The sequence below is a fragment of the Actinoplanes siamensis genome (genome assembly GCF_016862395.1).
Taxonomy (GTDB): Bacteria; Actinomycetota; Actinomycetes; order Mycobacteriales; family Micromonosporaceae; genus Actinoplanes; species Actinoplanes siamensis.
Genome location: NZ_BOMW01000034.1, coordinates 112,446 through 130,315 on the forward strand (window position 1 = coordinate 112,446; position 17,870 = coordinate 130,315).

16 protein-coding genes and 1 pseudogene are annotated in these 17,870 nt (G+C 71.3%); 8 read left to right on the forward strand and 9 right to left on the reverse strand.

All coding sequences use genetic code 11. The features are described from left to right. Positions 1-43 precede the first annotated feature (43 nt). From Asi03nite_RS18900 to Asi03nite_RS18920, 5 genes and pseudogenes are all read right to left on the reverse strand, one after another. Positions 44-1,003, reverse strand: a complete 960-nt coding sequence (locus Asi03nite_RS18900) for a complex I subunit 1/NuoH family protein (RefSeq protein ID WP_203681427.1) — start codon at positions 1,001-1,003, stop codon at positions 44-46. Then, positions 1,003-1,626, reverse strand: a complete 624-nt coding sequence (locus Asi03nite_RS18905) for an NADH-quinone oxidoreductase subunit C (protein ID WP_203681429.1) — start codon at positions 1,624-1,626, stop codon at positions 1,003-1,005. Before Asi03nite_RS18905 ends, Asi03nite_RS18900 begins: the two co-directional genes overlap by 1 nt. A 123-nt stretch (positions 1,627-1,749) precedes the next feature. Next, the gene (locus Asi03nite_RS18910; RefSeq protein WP_203681431.1) at positions 1,750-3,051 is read right to left on the reverse strand and encodes a DUF2252 domain-containing protein; all 1,302 of its coding nucleotides are present in this window, start codon (positions 3,049-3,051) and stop codon (positions 1,750-1,752) included. Positions 3,052-3,061: 10 nt separating this feature from the next. After that, positions 3,062-3,598: an NADH-quinone oxidoreductase subunit B gene (locus tag Asi03nite_RS18915; protein ID WP_203681432.1), complete on the reverse strand. Its 537-nt coding sequence runs from the start codon at positions 3,596-3,598 to the stop codon at positions 3,062-3,064. 39 nt (positions 3,599-3,637) lie between these two features. Then, positions 3,638-4,033, reverse strand: a pseudogene (locus Asi03nite_RS18920) (MFS transporter); the annotation flags it as partial. A 30-nt stretch (positions 4,034-4,063) separates the two neighbouring features. Here Asi03nite_RS18920 and Asi03nite_RS18925 point away from each other — a divergent pair. Next, on the forward strand, positions 4,064-5,455 hold the full coding sequence (locus Asi03nite_RS18925) for a gamma-glutamyltransferase (RefSeq protein ID WP_203681433.1): 1,392 nt from the start codon (positions 4,064-4,066) through the stop codon (positions 5,453-5,455). A gap of 40 nt (positions 5,456-5,495) precedes the next feature. On the opposite strand, the gene Asi03nite_RS18930 is transcribed toward Asi03nite_RS18925, so the two are convergent. Continuing rightward, entirely contained in the window at positions 5,496-6,419 is a 924-nt protein-coding gene (locus Asi03nite_RS18930) for an NAD-dependent epimerase/dehydratase family protein (protein WP_203681434.1), read from the reverse strand. A gap of 102 nt (positions 6,420-6,521) precedes the next feature. On the opposite strand from Asi03nite_RS18930, the gene Asi03nite_RS18935 reads away from it, so the two are divergent. Then, entirely contained in the window at positions 6,522-7,205 is a 684-nt protein-coding gene (locus tag Asi03nite_RS18935) for a TetR/AcrR family transcriptional regulator (protein WP_203681435.1), read from the forward strand. Positions 7,206-7,211: 6 nt separating this feature from the next. Here Asi03nite_RS18935 and Asi03nite_RS18940 read toward each other — a convergent pair whose 3' ends face one another. Together Asi03nite_RS18940 and Asi03nite_RS18945 are read right to left on the reverse strand one after the other, a co-directional pair. Next, the gene (locus tag Asi03nite_RS18940; protein WP_203681436.1) at positions 7,212-8,018 is read right to left on the reverse strand and encodes a class I SAM-dependent methyltransferase; all 807 of its coding nucleotides are present in this window, start codon (positions 8,016-8,018) and stop codon (positions 7,212-7,214) included. After that, complete coding sequence (locus Asi03nite_RS18945; protein ID WP_203681438.1) at positions 7,996-8,319, reverse strand: MGMT family protein; 324 nt, start codon at positions 8,317-8,319, stop codon at positions 7,996-7,998. The genes Asi03nite_RS18940 and Asi03nite_RS18945 overlap by 23 nt, the downstream gene beginning before the upstream one ends. A 62-nt stretch (positions 8,320-8,381) precedes the next feature. On the opposite strand from Asi03nite_RS18945, the gene proB reads away from it, so the two are divergent. The 6 genes from proB to Asi03nite_RS18975 all read left to right on the forward strand — a co-directional run bounded on the left by proB (position 8,382) and on the right by Asi03nite_RS18975 (position 16,832). Then, positions 8,382-9,494, forward strand: a complete 1,113-nt coding sequence (gene proB / locus Asi03nite_RS18950) for a glutamate 5-kinase (protein ID WP_203681440.1) — start codon at positions 8,382-8,384, stop codon at positions 9,492-9,494. A 10-nt stretch (positions 9,495-9,504) separates the two neighbouring features. Next, entirely contained in the window at positions 9,505-10,749 is a 1,245-nt protein-coding gene (locus tag Asi03nite_RS18955; protein WP_203681442.1) for a glutamate-5-semialdehyde dehydrogenase, read from the forward strand. A gap of 503 nt (positions 10,750-11,252) precedes the next feature. Further along, positions 11,253-12,521 (forward strand): glycosyltransferase family 2 protein, encoded by a 1,269-nt coding sequence (locus Asi03nite_RS18960; protein ID WP_203681444.1) that lies wholly within the window; start codon positions 11,253-11,255, stop codon positions 12,519-12,521. 2 nt (positions 12,522-12,523) lie between these two features. Next, positions 12,524-14,407, forward strand: a complete 1,884-nt coding sequence (locus tag Asi03nite_RS18965) for a right-handed parallel beta-helix repeat-containing protein (RefSeq protein WP_203681445.1) — start codon at positions 12,524-12,526, stop codon at positions 14,405-14,407. Beyond that, the gene (locus tag Asi03nite_RS18970) at positions 14,404-15,492 is read left to right on the forward strand and encodes a right-handed parallel beta-helix repeat-containing protein (protein WP_239102772.1); all 1,089 of its coding nucleotides are present in this window, start codon (positions 14,404-14,406) and stop codon (positions 15,490-15,492) included. Before Asi03nite_RS18965 ends, Asi03nite_RS18970 begins: the two co-directional genes overlap by 4 nt. Before the next feature lie 14 nt (positions 15,493-15,506). Next, positions 15,507-16,832, forward strand: a complete 1,326-nt coding sequence (locus Asi03nite_RS18975; protein ID WP_203681446.1) for a UDP-glucose dehydrogenase family protein — start codon at positions 15,507-15,509, stop codon at positions 16,830-16,832. 131 nt (positions 16,833-16,963) lie between these two features. On the opposite strand, the gene Asi03nite_RS18980 is transcribed toward Asi03nite_RS18975, so the two are convergent. Then, complete coding sequence (locus tag Asi03nite_RS18980; protein WP_203681447.1) at positions 16,964-17,770, reverse strand: prenyltransferase/squalene oxidase repeat-containing protein; 807 nt, start codon at positions 17,768-17,770, stop codon at positions 16,964-16,966. Positions 17,771-17,870: the final 100 nt, after the last annotated feature.

Here is a 17,870-nt window from a genome sequence, read left to right on the forward strand (position 1 = left end):
CTCGGCGACCATGGCGATCAGCGATTTTCCGGGGCATCTCCGATCAGGTCAGGGACTTCACCGCGACGGTGAGGACCAGCTGGGCCAGGGAGACCGGGACCAGGACCAGCCAGCAGAGGCGCTGCAGCTGGTCCTCGCGCAGGCGCGGATAGCTCACCCGGAACCAGATGATCACGAAGGACAGCGCGAAGACCTTCAGCAGCGTCCAGAGCCAGCCCAGCTGGTCGGCGAACGGGCCGTGCCAGCCGCCCAGGAACAGGACCGTGGTCAGCGCGGCGATCACGACGATGCCGACGTACTCCGCGAGCAGGAAGAACGCGAACCGCAGACCGGTGTACTCGGTCATGTAGCCGAACACCAGCTCGGAGTCGGCGATCGGCATGTCGAACGGCGGGCGGCGGATCTCGGCCAGGCCGGCGACGAAGAAGACCAGGCCGGCCGGGGCCTGCCAGATCAGCCACCAGGGGCGCCACGCCTCGACGATGCCGGGCAGGCTGAGCGTGCCGGCCGCCATCGCGACGCTGGCCGCGGCCAGGACCAGCGGGAGCTCGTAGCCGAGCAGCTGGGCGGCGCCGCGCAGGCCGCCGAGCAGGCTGTACTTGTTGGCCGAGGCCCAGGCGGACATCAGCACGGCCACCACGCCGAACCCCAGGATCGCCAGGACCAGGAACAACCCGATGTCCAGGCGCTGGGCGACCAGGCCGTGCGGGCCGAGCGGGATGGTCAGGACGACGAGCAGATAGGGAAACAGCGCGACGATCGGGGCCAGCCGGAACACCGTGCGGTCGGCGCCGTGCGGGTGCACGTCCTCCTTCTGGACGAACTTGACGCCGTCCGCGACGAGCTGGGCCCAGCCGTGGAAGGCGCCGGCGTACATCGGGCCGACCCGGCCCTGCATGTGCGCCATCACCTTGTGCTCGGCCTGGCCGACGACGAGCGGGAGGACCAGGAAGGCGACCATCACGGCGACGACCCGGACGAGAAGGTCCAGCCAGAGCGGCATCAGTCGGTCCCCCCGGCCGCCCGCGACCGAGCCGGGCCCCACTCGCTCGGATCCGGCACGCCCGGTGGGCGCATCGGGGCACGCTTGGCCGGGCCGTGGTCGGACTCCCCCGGCTCCTTGGCGCCCGGCCACGGCTTCGCCACCCGGGAGGCCAACACGAACTCCTTGCGCAGCGGATACCCCTCGAACTCCGGCGGCAGCAGCAGCGGCCGCAGATCCGGGTGGCGGGCGAAGACGACGCCGAACATCTCGAACGTCTCCCGCTCGTGCCACGCGGCGCCCGGATAGAGGTCCACCAGGGACTCCACCTCCGGGTCGGCACGCGGCACCCGGGTGCGCAGCAGCACACCGTGCCGGCGGCGGGTGGACCAGAGGTGGGCGACGACCGAGAACCCCTCGTCGAGCTCGTCCACCGCGGACAGCCAGTCGAAGAAGTCGCAGCCCAGGGCACCCGGGTCGCGGGCGATCCCGGCGGCGTGCCACCAGCGGGCCACCGGCACGTCGACGACCGCCCGGGCATGGCCGGGACCGCCGCCGGACAGCCCGGCGGTCACGTCGCCCGGGGCCGGATCGTCCGTCGCCAGCAGGTGAACCAGTCGCTCTCCGACCTCTTCGGGCGTCATGACGGCCATCCTATGGTTCCGGGCCGGTCGGCAACCTGCCGCCGGGCACGCACGTGTGGTCGCCGGGACAGCCATCGCCGAGGACCGGTCGGCGCCCGCGCGGTTCATCCCGCGGTAGGCCGGTCAGAGGCCGGGGATGCGGCCGTTGCGGAACACGTCGACGAAGTCCTGGTGGTCCTCGCGGGCCTGGTCACCGTACTGGTGCGCGAAATCGACCAGGTGCCGTACGAAACCCGCCTCGTCCTTGTCGACGACCGCGACGATCGCCTCCTCGGTCGAGAAGTCGACCAGGTCGTGGCTGGACTCGTCGTCGGCGACCGAGTGCATCCGGGCCACCGCACGGCCCAGGTCGGCGAGCACGCCGGACAGCTCCTCCGGCTCGTTGACGTCCGACCAGTCCAGGTCCGCGGCGTACGGCGAGACCTCGGCGACCAGCTGTCCGACCCCGTTCAGCTCGGTGAACCCGAGCCACGGGTCGGCGTGCGCCTGCAGCGCCCGCTGCGACTCGGCGGTGCGGTGGCCCTGATGCCTGAAGTACGACCGGACCCGCTCGTCGTCGATCCACCGCGCCACGGCCGGGACCTGGGCCTGCTTCATGTAGATGACGACATCGTTCTCCAGCGCCTCGGTGTGCCCCTCCAGGAGCAGGTTGTACGACGGCAGCCCGGCCGAGCCGATCCCCACGCCCTTGCGCAGTTTGATGTCCTTGATCCGGGTGGAGATCAGCCGTCCCGACTCGGGCAGCGACTCCAGGTACCGCTCGAACGCCTCGGTCACCCGTGCCGCGGTGTCCGGGTCGACCTCGTGGACGCCCTCGCCCAGCGAGAACCGGCGGTCGTAGTCGTCGATCGTGGTCTGCGCGCCGAGCAGGTCGACGCGGGTGTTGAGCCGGGCCTCCTGGAGCACCCGGCGCAGCACCCCTGTCGCGTTCTCCAGCGTGATCGAGCCGATCGCGTCGTCGCCGCCCCGCGCGATCGCCCGCAGCTCGGTCAGGTAGGCCTCGGCGAACGTGGTGACCAGCGTGGTGATGTTGTCGTCGGAGAGCGCCTTGGAGTACCCGATCAGGGCGACGCTCGCGGAGAAGCGCTTCAGGTCCCAGGAGAACGGGCCGACGTACGCCTCGTCGAAGTCGTTGACGTTGAACACCAGCCGGCCGGAGGAGTTCATGTAGGTGCCGAAGTTCTCGGCGTGCAGGTCGCCGTGGATCCACACCCGGCTGGTCCGCCCGTCGAGGTAGCTGTCGTCACGGTAGTCGCCGGCCTGGTCGGCGTAGAACAGCGCGGCGCTGCCCCGGTAGAACGCGAACGGGGACGCCGCCATCTTCCGGAACTTGCGGCGAAACGCCGCCGGATCGATCGCCATCAGCTCGCCGAACTCCCGGGCGAGCACATCGACGATGAAGTCGGCACGAGACGCTTGGCTCATGCCGATCACGCTAGACCGGCGGGGCCACCACGGGGGCCGTCAACGCGGCGGCGTCTCTGCTCAGGGGGTCGGGGCGGGGCACGCCGCCGGGCCCGGACTGCTCGGCGGCGATCTTCTCCTGAAGGCGGAGGATGCCGTGCAGCAGCGCTTCCGGACGGGGCGGGCAGCCCGGGACGTAGACGTCGACCGGGATGATCTGGTCGACGCCCTTGGTGACCGAGTACGAGTCCCAGTACGGGCCGCCGCAGTTCGAGCAGGAGCCGAACGAGATGACGTACTTCGGCTCGGGCATCTGGTCGTAGAGGCGCTTGATGGCCGGGGCCATCTTGTCGGTGACCGTGCCGGAGACGACCATCAGGTCGGCCTGGCGCGGGCCGTGCGCGAACGGGATCACACCGAGCCGCATGAAGTCGTGCCGGCTCATGCTGGACGCGATGAACTCGATGGCGCAGCATGCCAGACCGAAGTTGAACACCCACAGGGAATAGCGGCGACCCCAGTTCAGCACGAAGCGGATGGGTTCTCCGAGCACTCCTGGTAGGGCCACCGAATCAACTTACTGCATCCGCGCGGGGCTCGGTCGGGTCGTCGGTGTGCGGGCGATCCGCGGCGCCAGGTACGCCGCGGAGGCCGACCCGCCGGCGAACGGCGCCGCGGAGGCGGCGGCGAACACCCCCGGGACTAGTCCGGCGACCAGTAGGAACGGGCGCCGGGAACCGCGCCGGTCCGAGATCCGACCGGCTAGCGGGTTGACCAGTACGCCCCAGGCCTTCGGCACCGGCACGAGCAGGCCCGATATGCCGGCCGCGACACCGAGCGTGTCCGTCAGATGGGGCAGAAGTAACAAATCTGGCACGGTCCCGAAAGCCCCGGTGACCAGGGAGCCCAGGGCATATCCAGCCAAAACCCCCTGGGCAGGACACCCGGCCGGGTTACCACGGGAGGGGGACCACCGGGCGTCATCGACGCGCATCGTAACCATGATCGGGCGTTGCCGCCTACGCTCGCTCGCATGGGAAGCGTTGCGGCCGGCGTCGCCGCCAGCCATCCGGCGACCGCCCGCACCGGAGTGCGGATTCTCGAAGCGGGCGGGACCGCCGCCGACGCGGCGGTCGCCGCGGTGCTGGCCTGCTGTGTCGCCGAGACGATCTACACCGGTCTCGGTGGCGGCGGGTTCGCCACCTACTTCGACGCGCGCAGCGGCGAGGTGACCTGCCTCGACTTCTTCGTCGCGGTGCCGGGCCTGGACGGGGACCGGAAACCGGAGCCGATGGTGGCGGTCGACGTGTTCTTCGGCGGGCTGCCACAGATCTATTCGATCGGCGGGGCCAGCGTGGCCGTGCCCGGGGTGCCGGCCGGCCTGGGCGAGGTGCACCGGCGCTGGGGCCGGCTGTCCTGGGCCGAGGTGGTCGCCCCGGCGGCCGGCCTGGCCCGGACCGGGGTGCTGCTGCCCGCGGCGCACGCCCGCACGCTGAAATCGTGCGCCCCGGCGCTGGCGTACGGCGACGGCGCGGCCTCCTACCAGCCCGGCGGCCGGCTGCTGGAGAGCGACGAACTGCTCTTCCACCAGGGACTGTCGACCGCGATGGACGCGCTCGCCGCCGACGGTCCCGGCGTCTTCTACGCCGGGGAGTACGCGGAGCTGATGGTCTCCACGGTGCGGGCGGCCGGCGGCACGCTCGGGCCCGCCGACCTGGCCGGGTACCGGGTGGCCGAGGTGCCGGTGGATCACGCGACGCTCTCCGGTTACCGGGTCTGCGCCCGGCACGACCTGAACCGCACCGTGGACACCATCGGGGCCCTGCCGGCCGACCTCACCCGTCCCGGCCGGGCCCCCGAGGTCGCCTCGACGTTGCGCAACCTCGGGGCGCAGCGCCTCGGCGACACCACCAACGTCTCGGTGGTCGACGCGGAGGGCAACGCCTGCGTGATCACCACGACGCTCGGGCTGGGCGCCGGGGTCTGGCTGCCGGGGCTGGGGATAAACCTGAACTCCATGCTGGGCGAGGGTGAGCTGCTCACCGGGGAGCTCGTGCCGGGGCGGCGGATGTCGTCGTACATGTGCCCGCTCGTGGTGATCGGGCCGGACGACTCGCTGGCCGTGGCGGCCGGCTCGGCGGGGGCGTCGCGGATCCGGACCGCCCTGATCGACACGCTGCTCGGGGTGCTGGTGGACGGGCTGGACGTGGGCGAGGCGATCGCCCGGCCCCGCTTCCACGCGGTGGAGGACACCGTCCACGCGGAGCGCGGGTGCTCCCCCGCCGAGCTGGAGACGCTGCGGGCGGCGGGCTGGCAGGTGGTCGAGTGGCCCGACCTCAACCACTACTTCGGTGGGGTGACCGCGGTGGGCCAGGCCGGCGCCGCCGGTGACCCGCGGCGTGGCGGCGTCGGCCTGCTGCTCTGACCCGGCATCCGCGCGGCGTCCCACGTCCGCGCGGGCTTGCTCACATCTTGCGGGCGGCGGTGAGGTCGGCGGCGTCGACGACCTCGCGCAGCGCCACGTCCAGGTCGGTCGGGGCCAGACCGAACGTCCGCTCGGTGCGCGAGCTGTCCATCCGGAAGGGCGCGTAGAACTGGTAGTCCATCTCGGCCAGCTCGCGCGCCATCGGGACCGCCAGGCCTGCCGCGCGCATCAGGAACCGCGGCATCGCGTGCACCTTCACCTGCGGAACCCCGGCGATCTCGCAGTACCGCGAGGACATCTCGCGGATCGTGACCGGCTCGGGTGAGGGCACGTGCCAGGCCTGTCCCCAGGCCCGCTCGTCGCGCGCCAGCGTGACCAGCGTGCGGGCCATGTCCCCGGTGTAGGTGAAGGTGTGCGGCACGTCCATGTCGGCCGGGCCGAAGGCGGGCCGCCCCTTCTGGATGGCCGGGAGCAGCACCAGCGAGAAGACGCTGGCCGCACCGGCGCCGATGTAGTCCGAGGCGCGGGCCTCGAACGTGCGGACCCCACTGGCCAGCGCGTCCTGCCACATCTTGATGCGGATCCGGCCTTTGCGGCCGGTCGCGGCGAGCGGCGAGTCCTCGGTCATCCGGCCGCCGGGCTGCGGGCCGTAGCCGTACAGGTTGCCGGTGATGGCGTAGACCGCTCCGGTCGCCTTGGCCGCGGCGATCATCGCGTCGTTCATCGGGAACCACTTGTCGGCCCACTCGGTGTACTTCGGGTTCGCGCAGTTGTAGAGCACCTCGGCGCCCTGGGTCAGCTCGGTCAGCCGGCGGGCGTCGGACGCGTCGGCGGCGACCCGCTCGATCAGCGGATGCTCCGGGCCACTGCCGCTGCGCGTGACGATCCGGACCTGCTCGCCCCGGTCGACGAGGAGGCGGGCGACGTTGGAGCCGATCGGGCCGGAACCGACGATGACGTGCATGGCGTTCTCCTTTGCGAGCACTGCTCTCTGACAGGAACAACAGTTGCACATCGTTGGCGGCTTTTGCAAGAGCAGTGCTCTCGTTGTGTCACACTGGCATATATGAAAGCCGCCAACCTGCGCGCCCGCGTCCGGGCCGAGATGACCGAAGAGATCAAGCAGGTGGCCCGGCGCCATCTGGCAACCGACGGGGCGGACCTTTCGTTACGGGCGGTGGCCCGCGATCTGGGCATGGCCTCCTCCGCGGTGTACCGCTACTTCGCCAGCCGGGACGAGCTGCTCACCGCGCTGATCATCGACGCGTACGACGCGGTCGGGCAGGACGCCGAGCAGGCGGCCGCGGCGCACGAGGACCCGGCGGAGAAGTGGGTGGCGATCGGGCACGCGGTCCGGGACTGGGCGCTGGCGAACCCGCACCAGTGGGCGCTCATCTACGGCAGCCCGGTGCCGGGATACCAGGCGCCGCGGGACACCGTCGTGCCCGCCACCCGGGTGATCTTCGCGCTGGCCGAGACGATCCGGCTGGGGCTGGCCGACGGGCGGATCGCCACGGTGCCGCCGCAGCCGGCCGGGCGGTTCGGCGAGGAACTGGTGGCGATCGCCGAGCAGTTCGGGCCGGACGTGCCGGCGCATCTGGTGGGCGCCGGGCTCTACGGCTTCATCCACCTGTGCGGCGCGGTCAGCGCGGAGCTGTTCGGCCAGCTCAACAACGGCATCGACGACGACCGGCGGGGCTTCTTCGAGTGGCAGATGCGCGCCACGGCCGCGTTCGCCGGCCTGTCCTGACCGGCCTCACCGCCGCCGGGCGTGCAGGACATGGCCGCCCGGGGTCTCCGGGGGCACGTCCGGGCGGTTGAAGTAGCGCGCCGCCAGGCCCGCCGGACCGAGGTCCTCGATCTCGTGGAGACCACGGACCCGTAGGTCGGCGGCGATCTCCTCGGGCTCGAAGAAGGTCAGCCAGGGCTCGCCGATCCGGGCGACCCGGGCGGCCCGGGCCTCCAGGGCGGTCCGCCGCCCGGCCGGCATCCGCTCCGGGGACTGCGCGTAGTCGAAGACCACCTCGTTGCCGGGCCGGCCGGCGATGAGGCCGAGCGTCTGCGCGAAGGCGCCGGCCGTCAGGTAGGGCACCACGCCGAGCCAGAGGAAGAACGCCGGCCCGTCGAGCTCCAGGCGATCGGCCAGGCTCTCCCGCTCGAAGTCGACCCCGACGTGCCGCACGTTCGCCGGCACGCCGATCCCGGCGTCGGCCAGCCGCTCCCGCTTCCACGCCTGCGTGTCCGGATGGTCGATCTCGACGACCCGCAGGTCCGCGTGCGGATTCCGGTACGCGAACGTGTCCAGGCCCGCGCCCAGCACCACTGCCGTGCCCACCCCACGGGTCACCGCGGCGGCCAGGTGGTCCTCGGCGAACCGGTGCCGGGCCGCGATGAACATCCGCATCCCGCGCCGCGGGGCGTCGCCGAGCAGCTCGTCCGCCGGCTGCCCGAGAATCCGCAGCGCCAGCGGGTCCTCGAAGATCGCTCCCTGCTCCAGCACCTGGTGCGCGGCACGGTAGCGCGCCGCCGCGTACGCAGTCCTACTCGCCTGTCCGGTCCGCATCAGGGGTCCACCCGGCCTCGTCGATCACTACCCGGTCGCCGCGCAACGGTACGCCCTCGGACAGCAGCCGCGCCCGAGCCTCCCGTTCGTGCCCGGGTGGCAGCCGCCCGGCGCTGTTCACCACCCGGTGCCAGGGCACCCCGCCACCGTGCCGCGACATGATCGCGCCGATCTGGCGGGGCGAGTTGCGGCCGGAACGGTCGGCCAGCGCGTCGGCGATCGCGCCGTACGACATCACCCGGCCCTCCGGGATGCTCTCGACCACTTCGAGGACGGCTTCGACGTACTCCTCCGGTGTCATCACCGGCCACGATATGGGATCTGACGCGGCTGTTCACCGGGCGGCCGAGCAGAATGGGCGGAGTGCGGGAAGTGGTGACCGGTGCGCGCCGGATCGTGGTGAAGGTGGGCTCGTCCTCCCTGACCACCGCGGCGGGCGGCATCGACGAGCAGCGTCTGGACACTCTGGTCGGCACCCTCGGCGGGCTCGCCGGCGAGGGCCGGGAGGTGGTGCTGGTCTCCAGCGGCGCGATCGCCGCCGGGCTGGCCCCGCTGCACCTGCCCCGGCGACCACGTGACCTGGCCACCCAGCAGGCCGCCGCCGCGGTCGGCCAGGGCCTGCTGATCGCGCGGTACACCGCAGGTTTCGCCCGGCACGGCCTGACCGTCGCGCAGGTGCTGCTCACCGTCGACGACGTGACCCGCCGCGCGCACTACCGCAACGCGTATCAGACCCTGCGGAAACTGCTGGACCTGGGCGCGCTGCCGATCGTGAACGAGAACGACACGGTGGCCACCGAGGAGATCCGGTTCGGCGACAACGACCGGCTGGCCGCGCTGGTCGCCGCGCTGGTCGACGCGGACCTGCTGGTGCTGCTCTCCGACGTGGACGCGCTCTACACCGGCGACCCGGCCGACCCGGCCGCGCGGCGGATCCCGGTGGTCCGCGGCGAGAGCGACCTGGCCGGCATCGCGATCGGCTCGGCCGGCAGGTCCGGCGTCGGCACCGGCGGCATGGTCACCAAGGTCGAGGCGGCCCGGATCGCCACCGGCTTCGGCATCCCGGTGGTGCTGACCGCCGCCCCGCTGGCCGCGCCCGCGCTGGCCGGCGACGAGGTGGGCACGCTCTTCGAGGCGGCCGGGACCAGGCCCGCGGCCCGGCTGTTCTGGCTGGCCCACGCCACCGCGCCGCGTGGCCGGCTGCACCTGGACGAGGGCGCGGTGGCCGCCGTGGTGGCCCGGCGCAAGTCGCTGCTGCCGGCCGGGATCACAGCGGTGGACGGATCGTTCGCGGCCGGCGACCCGGTGGACCTGGTGGACGCCGGGTCCGGCACGCCGGTGGCGCGCGGGCTGGTCAACTACGACGCCGTGGAACTGCCGGCGCTGCTCGGGCGCTCCACTCCGGAACTGGCAGCCGCCCTCGGGCCGGGATATGAACGTGAGGTCGTCCACCGCGACGATCTCGTACTCCTATGAAGGGTTTCTCATGAGCGTGCTGGAGCAGGCTGCCGCGGCCCGGGTCGCCGCGGTCGACCTCGCCGGGGCCACCCGCGCGGAGAAGGACGCGGCGCTGCTGCTGATGGCCGACCGGCTGGTCGAGCGGGCCGACGACATCGTCGCGGCGAACGCGGTGGACGTGGCGAACGCGCGGGAGAAGGGCACTTCCGAGGCGATGATCGACCGGCTCGCACTGGGCCCGGAGCGGATCGCCGCGATGGCCGACGGCCTGCGCCAGCTGGCCGCCCTGCCGGACCCGGTCGGTGACGTGGTGCGTGGTTCCACCCTGGCCAACGGGCTGGAGCTGCGGCAGGTCCGGGTACCGTTCGGCGTGGTCGGCATGATCTACGAGGGCCGGCCGAACGTGACCGCCGACGCCGCCGGCATCTGCCTGAAGTCCGGCAACGCGGCGCTGCTGCGCGGCTCGGGCTCGGCCTTCTCGTCGAACGCGGCGATCGTGTCGGTGCTGCGCAAGGCGGTCGCCGACGCGGGCCTGCCGGCCAACGCCATCCAGCTGCTGGACGCCACCACCCGGGACTCGGTGAAGGAGCTGATGCGCGCCCGCGGCCTGGTCGACGTGCTGATCCCGCGCGGCGGCGCCGACCTGATCCGGACCGTGGTCGAGCAGTCCACGGTGCCGGTGATCGAGACCGGGGTGGGCAACTGCCACGTGTACGTGGACGCCGCCGCCGACCTGGAGAAGGCGCTCGCCATCACGATCAACTCGAAGACCCAGCGGAACTCGGTCTGCAACGCCGCCGAATCGCTGCTGGTGCACGCCGAGATCGCCGGCGCGTTCCTGCCGCTGATCCTGTCGTCGCTGGCCGAGGCCGGGGTCACGGTCCACGGTGATTCCCGGGTGGCCGGCTACAGCGACGCGGTGGTCCCGGCCACCGAGCAGGACTGGGGCACGGAGTACCTGTCCGCGGACATCTCGGTCGCGGTCGTCGACTCGCTGGAGGACGCGCTGGACCACATCCGGCAGTTCGGCACCGGCCACACCGAGGCGATCGTCAGCGAGTCGCTCGCCGCGACCCGCCGGTTCACGGCCGGTGTGGACGCGGCAGCGGTGGTGGTCAACGCGTCGACCCGGTTCACCGACGGCGGGGAGTTCGGATTCGGCGCGGAGATCGGCATCAGCACCCAGAAGCTCCACGCCCGGGGCCCGATGGGCCTGCCGGAGCTGACCTCGACCAAATACATCGTCACCGGGAACGGCCACATCCGCGGCTGACCGATTGTTCGACATGACGGAAATCACCAGTCCCTAATCGGTGTGTAGTGCCCTGGTGACCGTTCCGCGGCGACGCGCGGTCAATGCCCGGACAACAACCGAAATCCGCCGGCCCGGAACCGCTTTCCGAATGGCCGAGCGGCGGACAACCGAATGACCGAGGGCCATCACCCGATCGGGGGTGATGGCCCTGCTCGTTCACTCAACGCTCGATCCGGGACCGGCCAATCGCCGGTGGAGAGTGCCGCAAATCTCCTAAGAAGCCACCCGATCGGTTGATGGCCGATGAAAAGTCGGACGCGAGGATCTTGGGCGGAGCGTCGTGCCCTGGGCTGCTCAGAGTCGTCGATCTCCCCAAAAAACCGGGGAAACGGCGACGAAACAAATGACCACGAATATGCGAGCAATGCCGCTCGTCATCGCGCGGTAACGCACTGCCGACTCGCGCTGAGCCCGGTTCGCCGGTACTGCCCTCAGTTCATCCGAGGCACCTAGGAAAAGCCGTGTCCCACTTTCTTGACGTCATCTGGTCCGCAATCGTCGAAACCGTCGGGGAGCTGAGCTGGCGCGACATCATGCCGCTGGGTCTCGCCGGGATCTTCGTCTGGTTCCTCTGGATTTACCGCGCTGTTCTGTCGCGATTCGCCCGACCGACCGTCAACGATTTCCGGACCTCGGTGTCGGTGGTCGTGCCGGCCTACCGGGAAGACCCGGACATCCTGCTGGAATGCCTGGACAGCTGGCTGTCGCAGAACCCGGCCGAGGTCATCATCGTCCCGGACGTCGAGGACACCGAGGTGCTGGAACGCCTCTCCCAGGTCCGCGACCCGCGGCTGAGGGTCATTCCGTTCGTCCACCGTGGAAAGCGCTCGGCGCTCGGCGTCGGCATCCGGGCCGCCCGCTCCGAGCTGGTCGTGCTCGCCGACTCGGACACCCGCTGGCTGCCCGGACTGCTGGACGCGGTGCAGATGCCGTTCGCCGACCCGGCCGTCGGTGGCGTCGGCACCCAGCAGAACGTCTACCAGCGGACCACCAGCATCTGGCGGCGGGTCGCGGACTGGCTGGTCAACCTGCGCTACTACGACTACGTGCCGGCCATGGGCCGCGCCGGGGCGGTGGCCTGCCTCTCCGGGCGGACCGCCGCGTACCGCCGCTCGGCGATCCTGCCGGTGCTCAAGCACCTGGAGGACGAGTTCTTCCTCGGCCGGCGCTGCGTCGCCGGCGACGACGGGCGGCTCACCTGGCTGGTGCTGGCCCAGGGCTACAAGACCGTGCACCAGTCGTCGGCCAAGGCGCTGTCGATGTTCCCGTCCTCGTTCAGCGCGTTCGTCAAGCAGCGGGTGCGGTGGAGCCGGAACTCGTACCGCTGCTACCTGACAGCGGTGTGGAAGGGCTGGCTCTGGCGGGTCCCGATGGTCACCAAGCTGACCGTGCTGCAGATCCTGCTGACCCCGGTCACCATGGGCATGGCCCTCGGGTACCTGATCTTCAGCCGGCTCGAGCTGACCGTCCACTCGATCGCGCTGACCCTCATCTGGCTGCTGCTCGGCCGCGGCCTGCGCGGTTACTCGCACCTGCGCCGGCACCCGCAGGAGATCCTGCTGCTGCCGGTGACCGCGCTGGTGGTCATCTTCATCGCGCTGCCGATCAAGCTGTACGCCTTCGTCACCATGAACAAGCAGGGCTGGCTGACGCGCACCGCGGACAGCATCGGCGGCGAGGGCCAGAACGCCGCCACCCTGAACCGCGAGCCCGAACCAGCGAAGGCCTGAGCATGACGTTCCGAATCCTGACCAGCACCCTGGCGGCTGTCACCGCCGGCCTGTCGCTGGCCGCGCTGCCCGCACCGGCGCTCGCCGAGGAGGCCGGCGCCATCGACACCACGAACGCGGACCGGCAGGCCGCCCTGGTCGCCGCCGAGGACCGCCGGCTCACCGAGGTGCGCGCGGTCGCCGCGGTGGCCCCGACCCGCGGCGCCAACTGGAGCAACCCGTACCGGCTCAACACCAGCGCGGGTTACACCCTCGTGCTGACCCAGCGCCGCGAGCCGTACACCGTGACCGACCTGCTCAAGCTCGCGCCGCAGACGTTCACCCGGCAGTCCGACGGCAGCTACCTGCTGACCGAGAACATCTACCTCAACTCGGGCGCCAAGCTGCGGCTCTCCAACCCGGGCGGCCTCACGCTGCGGCTGGCCTCCAACACCAACGGGTTCGTGTCCATCGTGTCGTTCGGCGGGTCGCTGACCATCGACGGCACCCCGCAGGCGCCCACCACGATCACCAGCTGGGACCGGCGGACCACGCGGCCGGACACCGACGTGAACGACGGGCGGGCCTATCTGCGGGCCATCGGTGGGCAGTTCTCCATGACGTACACCAAGGTCTCCGATCTCGGTTTCTGGAGCGGCCGCACCGGCGGGGTCAGCCTGACCGGCACCGACCGGCCGGACACCGGTGACGTCGTGGGGCCCACCCACCTGACCAAGACGGAGCGGCACGAGGCCAAGGACCAGCGGCTGTCCGAGGACAGGTCGGCCACCGCGGCGCCCGGCGCGGGTGACGTCTTCGCCCAGCCGAGCGGCGCCCTGAACATCCCGGACACCCGGTTCGACGTGCCCGGCCTGTCCTACGTGTCCGGCGACATCGACCACTCCACGATCACCGGCAACGCGTTCGGGATGTTCATCTCCAGCGCCAACGGCATCACTCTGAGCGACACTTCGATCACGAAAAGCCTGTACGACGGGCTGCTGCTGCACCGCTTCGCGTCCAGCGCCGTGGTGGAGCGGGTGGTCTCCAGCGACAACGGCGGCGACGGCATCGTCCTCTCCCGGGCCGCCCAGGAGGTCCGGGTCTCCGCCAGCACGACCGAGCGCAACGGCGGCAACGGCTTCACCGTCGACGGCCTGCCACTGGCCACCGGCGCCTCCGCGTCCGGCGAGTACGTCGGCAGCTACGGCAACAACTCGATCGCCAACTCGGTGTCCCGGGACAACCACCACTACGGGGTCGAGGTGATCGGCGGCCTCAACATCTCGGTGGAGAACAACGAGGTCACCGGCAACGACATGGGCATCGTCGCACGCGCCGGCGCCGACCACGTGACGATCAGCGGCAATCGGGTCACCGGCCCGAACCGGCAGGGCGTCGCCCTACGTGACGGGGTCACCAAGGCCACCGTCACCGGCAACATCATTGCCAAGGCGGACACCGCGATCTATATTCGCGGATCGTCCGGCGACGTACAGGGGAACACCATCAACGAGGCCACCCACCACGGCATCGCGCTGGTCGGCGCGACCGGGGGCAGCAAGGTGTCCTACAACGTGGTGGCCGGAGTCGGGCCGAGCGCGGTCGACCTGTCCCGCGTGGAAGGCAAGATCAAGTCGGAGCACAACCAGATCGGCGCCTGGCACGACACCAGCGCGTTCTGGGTGCGGTTCCGGCACTACGCCAGCCCCATGACGCTGCTCTGGGCGGGCATCCTGCTGCTCATCATCATCTCTGCGGTGCTCGGGCTCCGGCGACGGCGGGCCGAGGGGATCTCCAGCCCGTACGCCAACAGCCGGACCCTCCAGGAGCTCAGCGGCAAGCAGAACGCCGCCACGGGCGGCCCCGGCGAGACCACCGTCCGGCTCGTCGGAGCCGGCCGATGAGGGCCCGCACCCTGGCCACCCTCGGCGCGGTCACCGCGGTTTTGTTGAGCGGCTGCTCGGGACAGGACGACCCGGTTGTCGTGCCCACCACCGGCGCGCCCGCCGGGCTGCCCACCCAGCCGGTCGACACCGGCCCGCTCGACTCCGGGACCCCCGAGACCGGGCCGCTCGGCTCCGGACCGGCCACCGGCGGGGCCTCCGGCTGCTCGGGATCCACCGTGCAGGTCGCCTCCGCCGAACAGCTCGAGGCGGCGCTCAGCCAGGCCACCCCGGGCGCCACCATCCAGCTCGCCGACGGCGTCTACGAGGGCCGGTTCGTCGCCACCGCCAAGGGCACCGAGGCCCAGCCGATCACCCTGTGCGGCGGGGCCGGCGCCGTCATCGACGGCGGTGGCATCAAGAAGGGGTACGCCGTCCACCTGGACGGCGCCGACTACTGGCGTCTCACCGGCTTCACGGTCCGCAACTCGCAGAAGGGGGTCATGGCCGACAGCACGAACCACGCGGTGATCTCCGGCCTGACCGTGACCGGCATCGGCGACGAGGCCATCCACCTGCGGAAGTTCTCCAGCGACAACGTGGTGGAGAAGAACACCATCTCGAACACCGGCCAGCGCCGGGAGAAGTTCGGCGAAGGCGTCTACGTGGGCTCGGCGGTCTCCAACTGGCCGACCATCACCGGCGGCCAGCCGGACAACAGCGACCGCAACGTGGTCCGCGACAACAAGATCAGCGCGACCACCGCCGAGGCGGTGGACGTGAAGGAAGGCACCACCGGCGGGACCGTCACCGGCAACACGTTCGACGGCTCCGGCCTGCTCGAGGACGCCGACTCCTGGGTCGACGTCAAGGGCAACAACTGGACCATCAGCAAGAACACCGGCACGAACAGCCCCGAGGACGGGTTCCAGACCCACTCGGTCGTCAAGGGCTGGGGCCGCGGCAACACCTTCACCGGAAACGTCGCCCAGCTGAACGGCTCCGGTTACGGATTCCACTTCGCCCCCGTCGAGGACAACCGCGTGAGCTGCGACAACCAGGTCGTAGGCGCCGCGAAGGGCCTCGCCAACGTCGACTGCGCCTAGAGGAGCACCCAGAGATGAGCAAGCTTCCCCGCCTCACCGTCATCGGCACCGGCTACCTCGGCGCCACGCACGCGATCTGCATGGCCGTCATGGGCTACGAGGTGCTCGGCGTCGACGTCGACGCCAGCAAGATCGACCGGTTGAACGCCGGCGAGGTGCCGTTCTTCGAGCCCGGGCTGCCGGAGATGCTGGCCAAGGCCCTGGACAGCGGCCGGCTACGGTTCACCACCTCGTTCGCCGAGGCCGGCGAGTTCGGCGACGTGCACTTCATCTGCGTGGGTACGCCGCAGCGCAAGGACTCCGAGGCGGCGGACATGACGTACGTCGACGCGTCGGTCACCGCGCTCGCCGGGCACCTCACCCGCAAGGCCCTGGTGGTCGGCAAGTCGACAGTTCCGGTCGGCACGGCGGCCCGGCTCACCGAACTGGTCCGCGCCACCGCCCCGGCCGGCGACCAGGTCGAGCTGGCGTGGAACCCGGAGTTCCTGCGCGAGGGCTTCGCCGTCGAGGACACCATGAAGCCGGACCGGCTGGTCTTCGGTGTCACCTCGCCGTGGGCCGAGGCGCAGCTGCGGTCGGCGTTCCAGCCGGTGCTCGCCCAGGGTGTGCCGGTCAAGGTGACCGACCTGCAGACCGCCGAGCTGGTCAAGGTGGCCGCGAACTCGTTCCTGGCCACCAAGATCTCGTACATCAACGCGATGGCCGAAGTGTGCGAGGCGACCGGCGCCGACGTGACAGACCTGGCCGAGGCGCTCGCCTACGACGACCGGATCGGCGGCAAGTTCCTGCGCCCCGGTCTCGGCTTCGGCGGCGGCTGCCTGCCCAAGGACATCCGCGCGTTCGCGCACCGGGCCGAGGAGCTCGGCGTCGGGCAGGCGGTCGGCTTCCTCCGCGAGATCGACGGCATCAATCGGCGCCGGCGGGCGCGGACCGTCGACCTCGTGCTCGAGCTCGCCGGCGGGGACGTGGCCGGCAAGCGGGTGGCGGCGCTGGGCGCGGCGTTCAAGCCCAACTCGGACGACATCCGGGACGCGCCGGCTCTGGACGTGGCGGCGACGCTGCACCGGATGGGCGCGACGGTGACCGTCTTCGACCCGGCCGCCAACGACAACGCGCGGCGGGCGCACCCCGAGCTGCGGTACGGGGCGAGCGCGCTGGATGCGGCGATGGACGCGGACGTGGTCGTGCTGCTGACCGAGTGGACCGAGTTCCGGGAGATCGACCCGGAGATCATGGGCCAGGTCGTGACCTCCCGGAAGATCATCGACGGGCGGCACGCGCTGATCCCGGCGTCGTGGCGGGCCGCGGGCTGGGAGTACCGGGCGCTCGGCCGTCCCTGACCCCTTCGGCAGGTAGCGGCCCCGGGCACGGTCCGGGGCCGCCGCTGTTCCGGCTGGGGCTGATAGTCGTCATCCCGGCGCGAGACAACCATCAGTGCCGGCCGAAAGCCGGGCCGCGCGATGCCGTGGGGTCAGCGGCAGGCGCGCAGGGCCGTGAGCGTGATGTTCACGTCGAAGACCGGACCCTCGTTGCTGTCCCAGCCGCCGTCCGGCCGCTGCGTCTCGGCCAGCCTCTTGCGCGCGTTGCGCAGCAGCCAGTCGTCGCCGAGGTTCACCCGGCGCAGCGCGGCGGCCATCGCCGCCACGTCGGCCGGGGACATGTCCGGCAGCCGCTCGCCGAGCACCTGCTGCACCCGGGCCGACTCGTAGAAGTACTGCTGCTGGTGGAGCAGCCCGGCGGCGTGCCAGCCGGCCGCCAGGAAGGACGGCCAGCTGCCGTCCGGCCGTAGCTGGCCCGCGACGAAACCGGCCGCCGAGGCGAGCACGTCCCCATACCGGCCGCGCGTCTGATACGGATCGATCTCGACGGCCGCCGCGGTCAGCCAGAAACCGGCCACCGAGGTCAGGTAGAGCGTGGCCTCCGGGTCGCCGGGCAGCGCCCACGCCGGGGCCTCGCCGGCCAGCGAATCGTGCTCCTGCCAGGTGCCGTCCGGTCGCTGGGCGCCGGCCAGCCAGTGCAGCGCGCGCTCCGCCACCGGACCCGCCTGCAGGCCACCGAGATCATCCAGCTCGCCGAGGCGGAAGCAGGTGGCGTCGACCGAGGGGACCTGTCCCTCGGCCGAGGCGGGCCAGCCGCCCTCCGGCATCTGCCCGCCGGCGATCCGATCGATGATCTCCGGGGACGCCGGCTGACCGGTCCGCAGATACGACAAACGCGCACGTTCGACCGGGTCACCATGGGCCACGACGTAACGGATCGCGGCATCGATATCGACCACGGTGACGACGCTACCCGCCGATTCCGTGTTTCGCCGACGCCTTCGGCCATCTGTCGCAATGGTCCGATTCCGTCGCCAAACTGTCACACTGAGGAGTGTC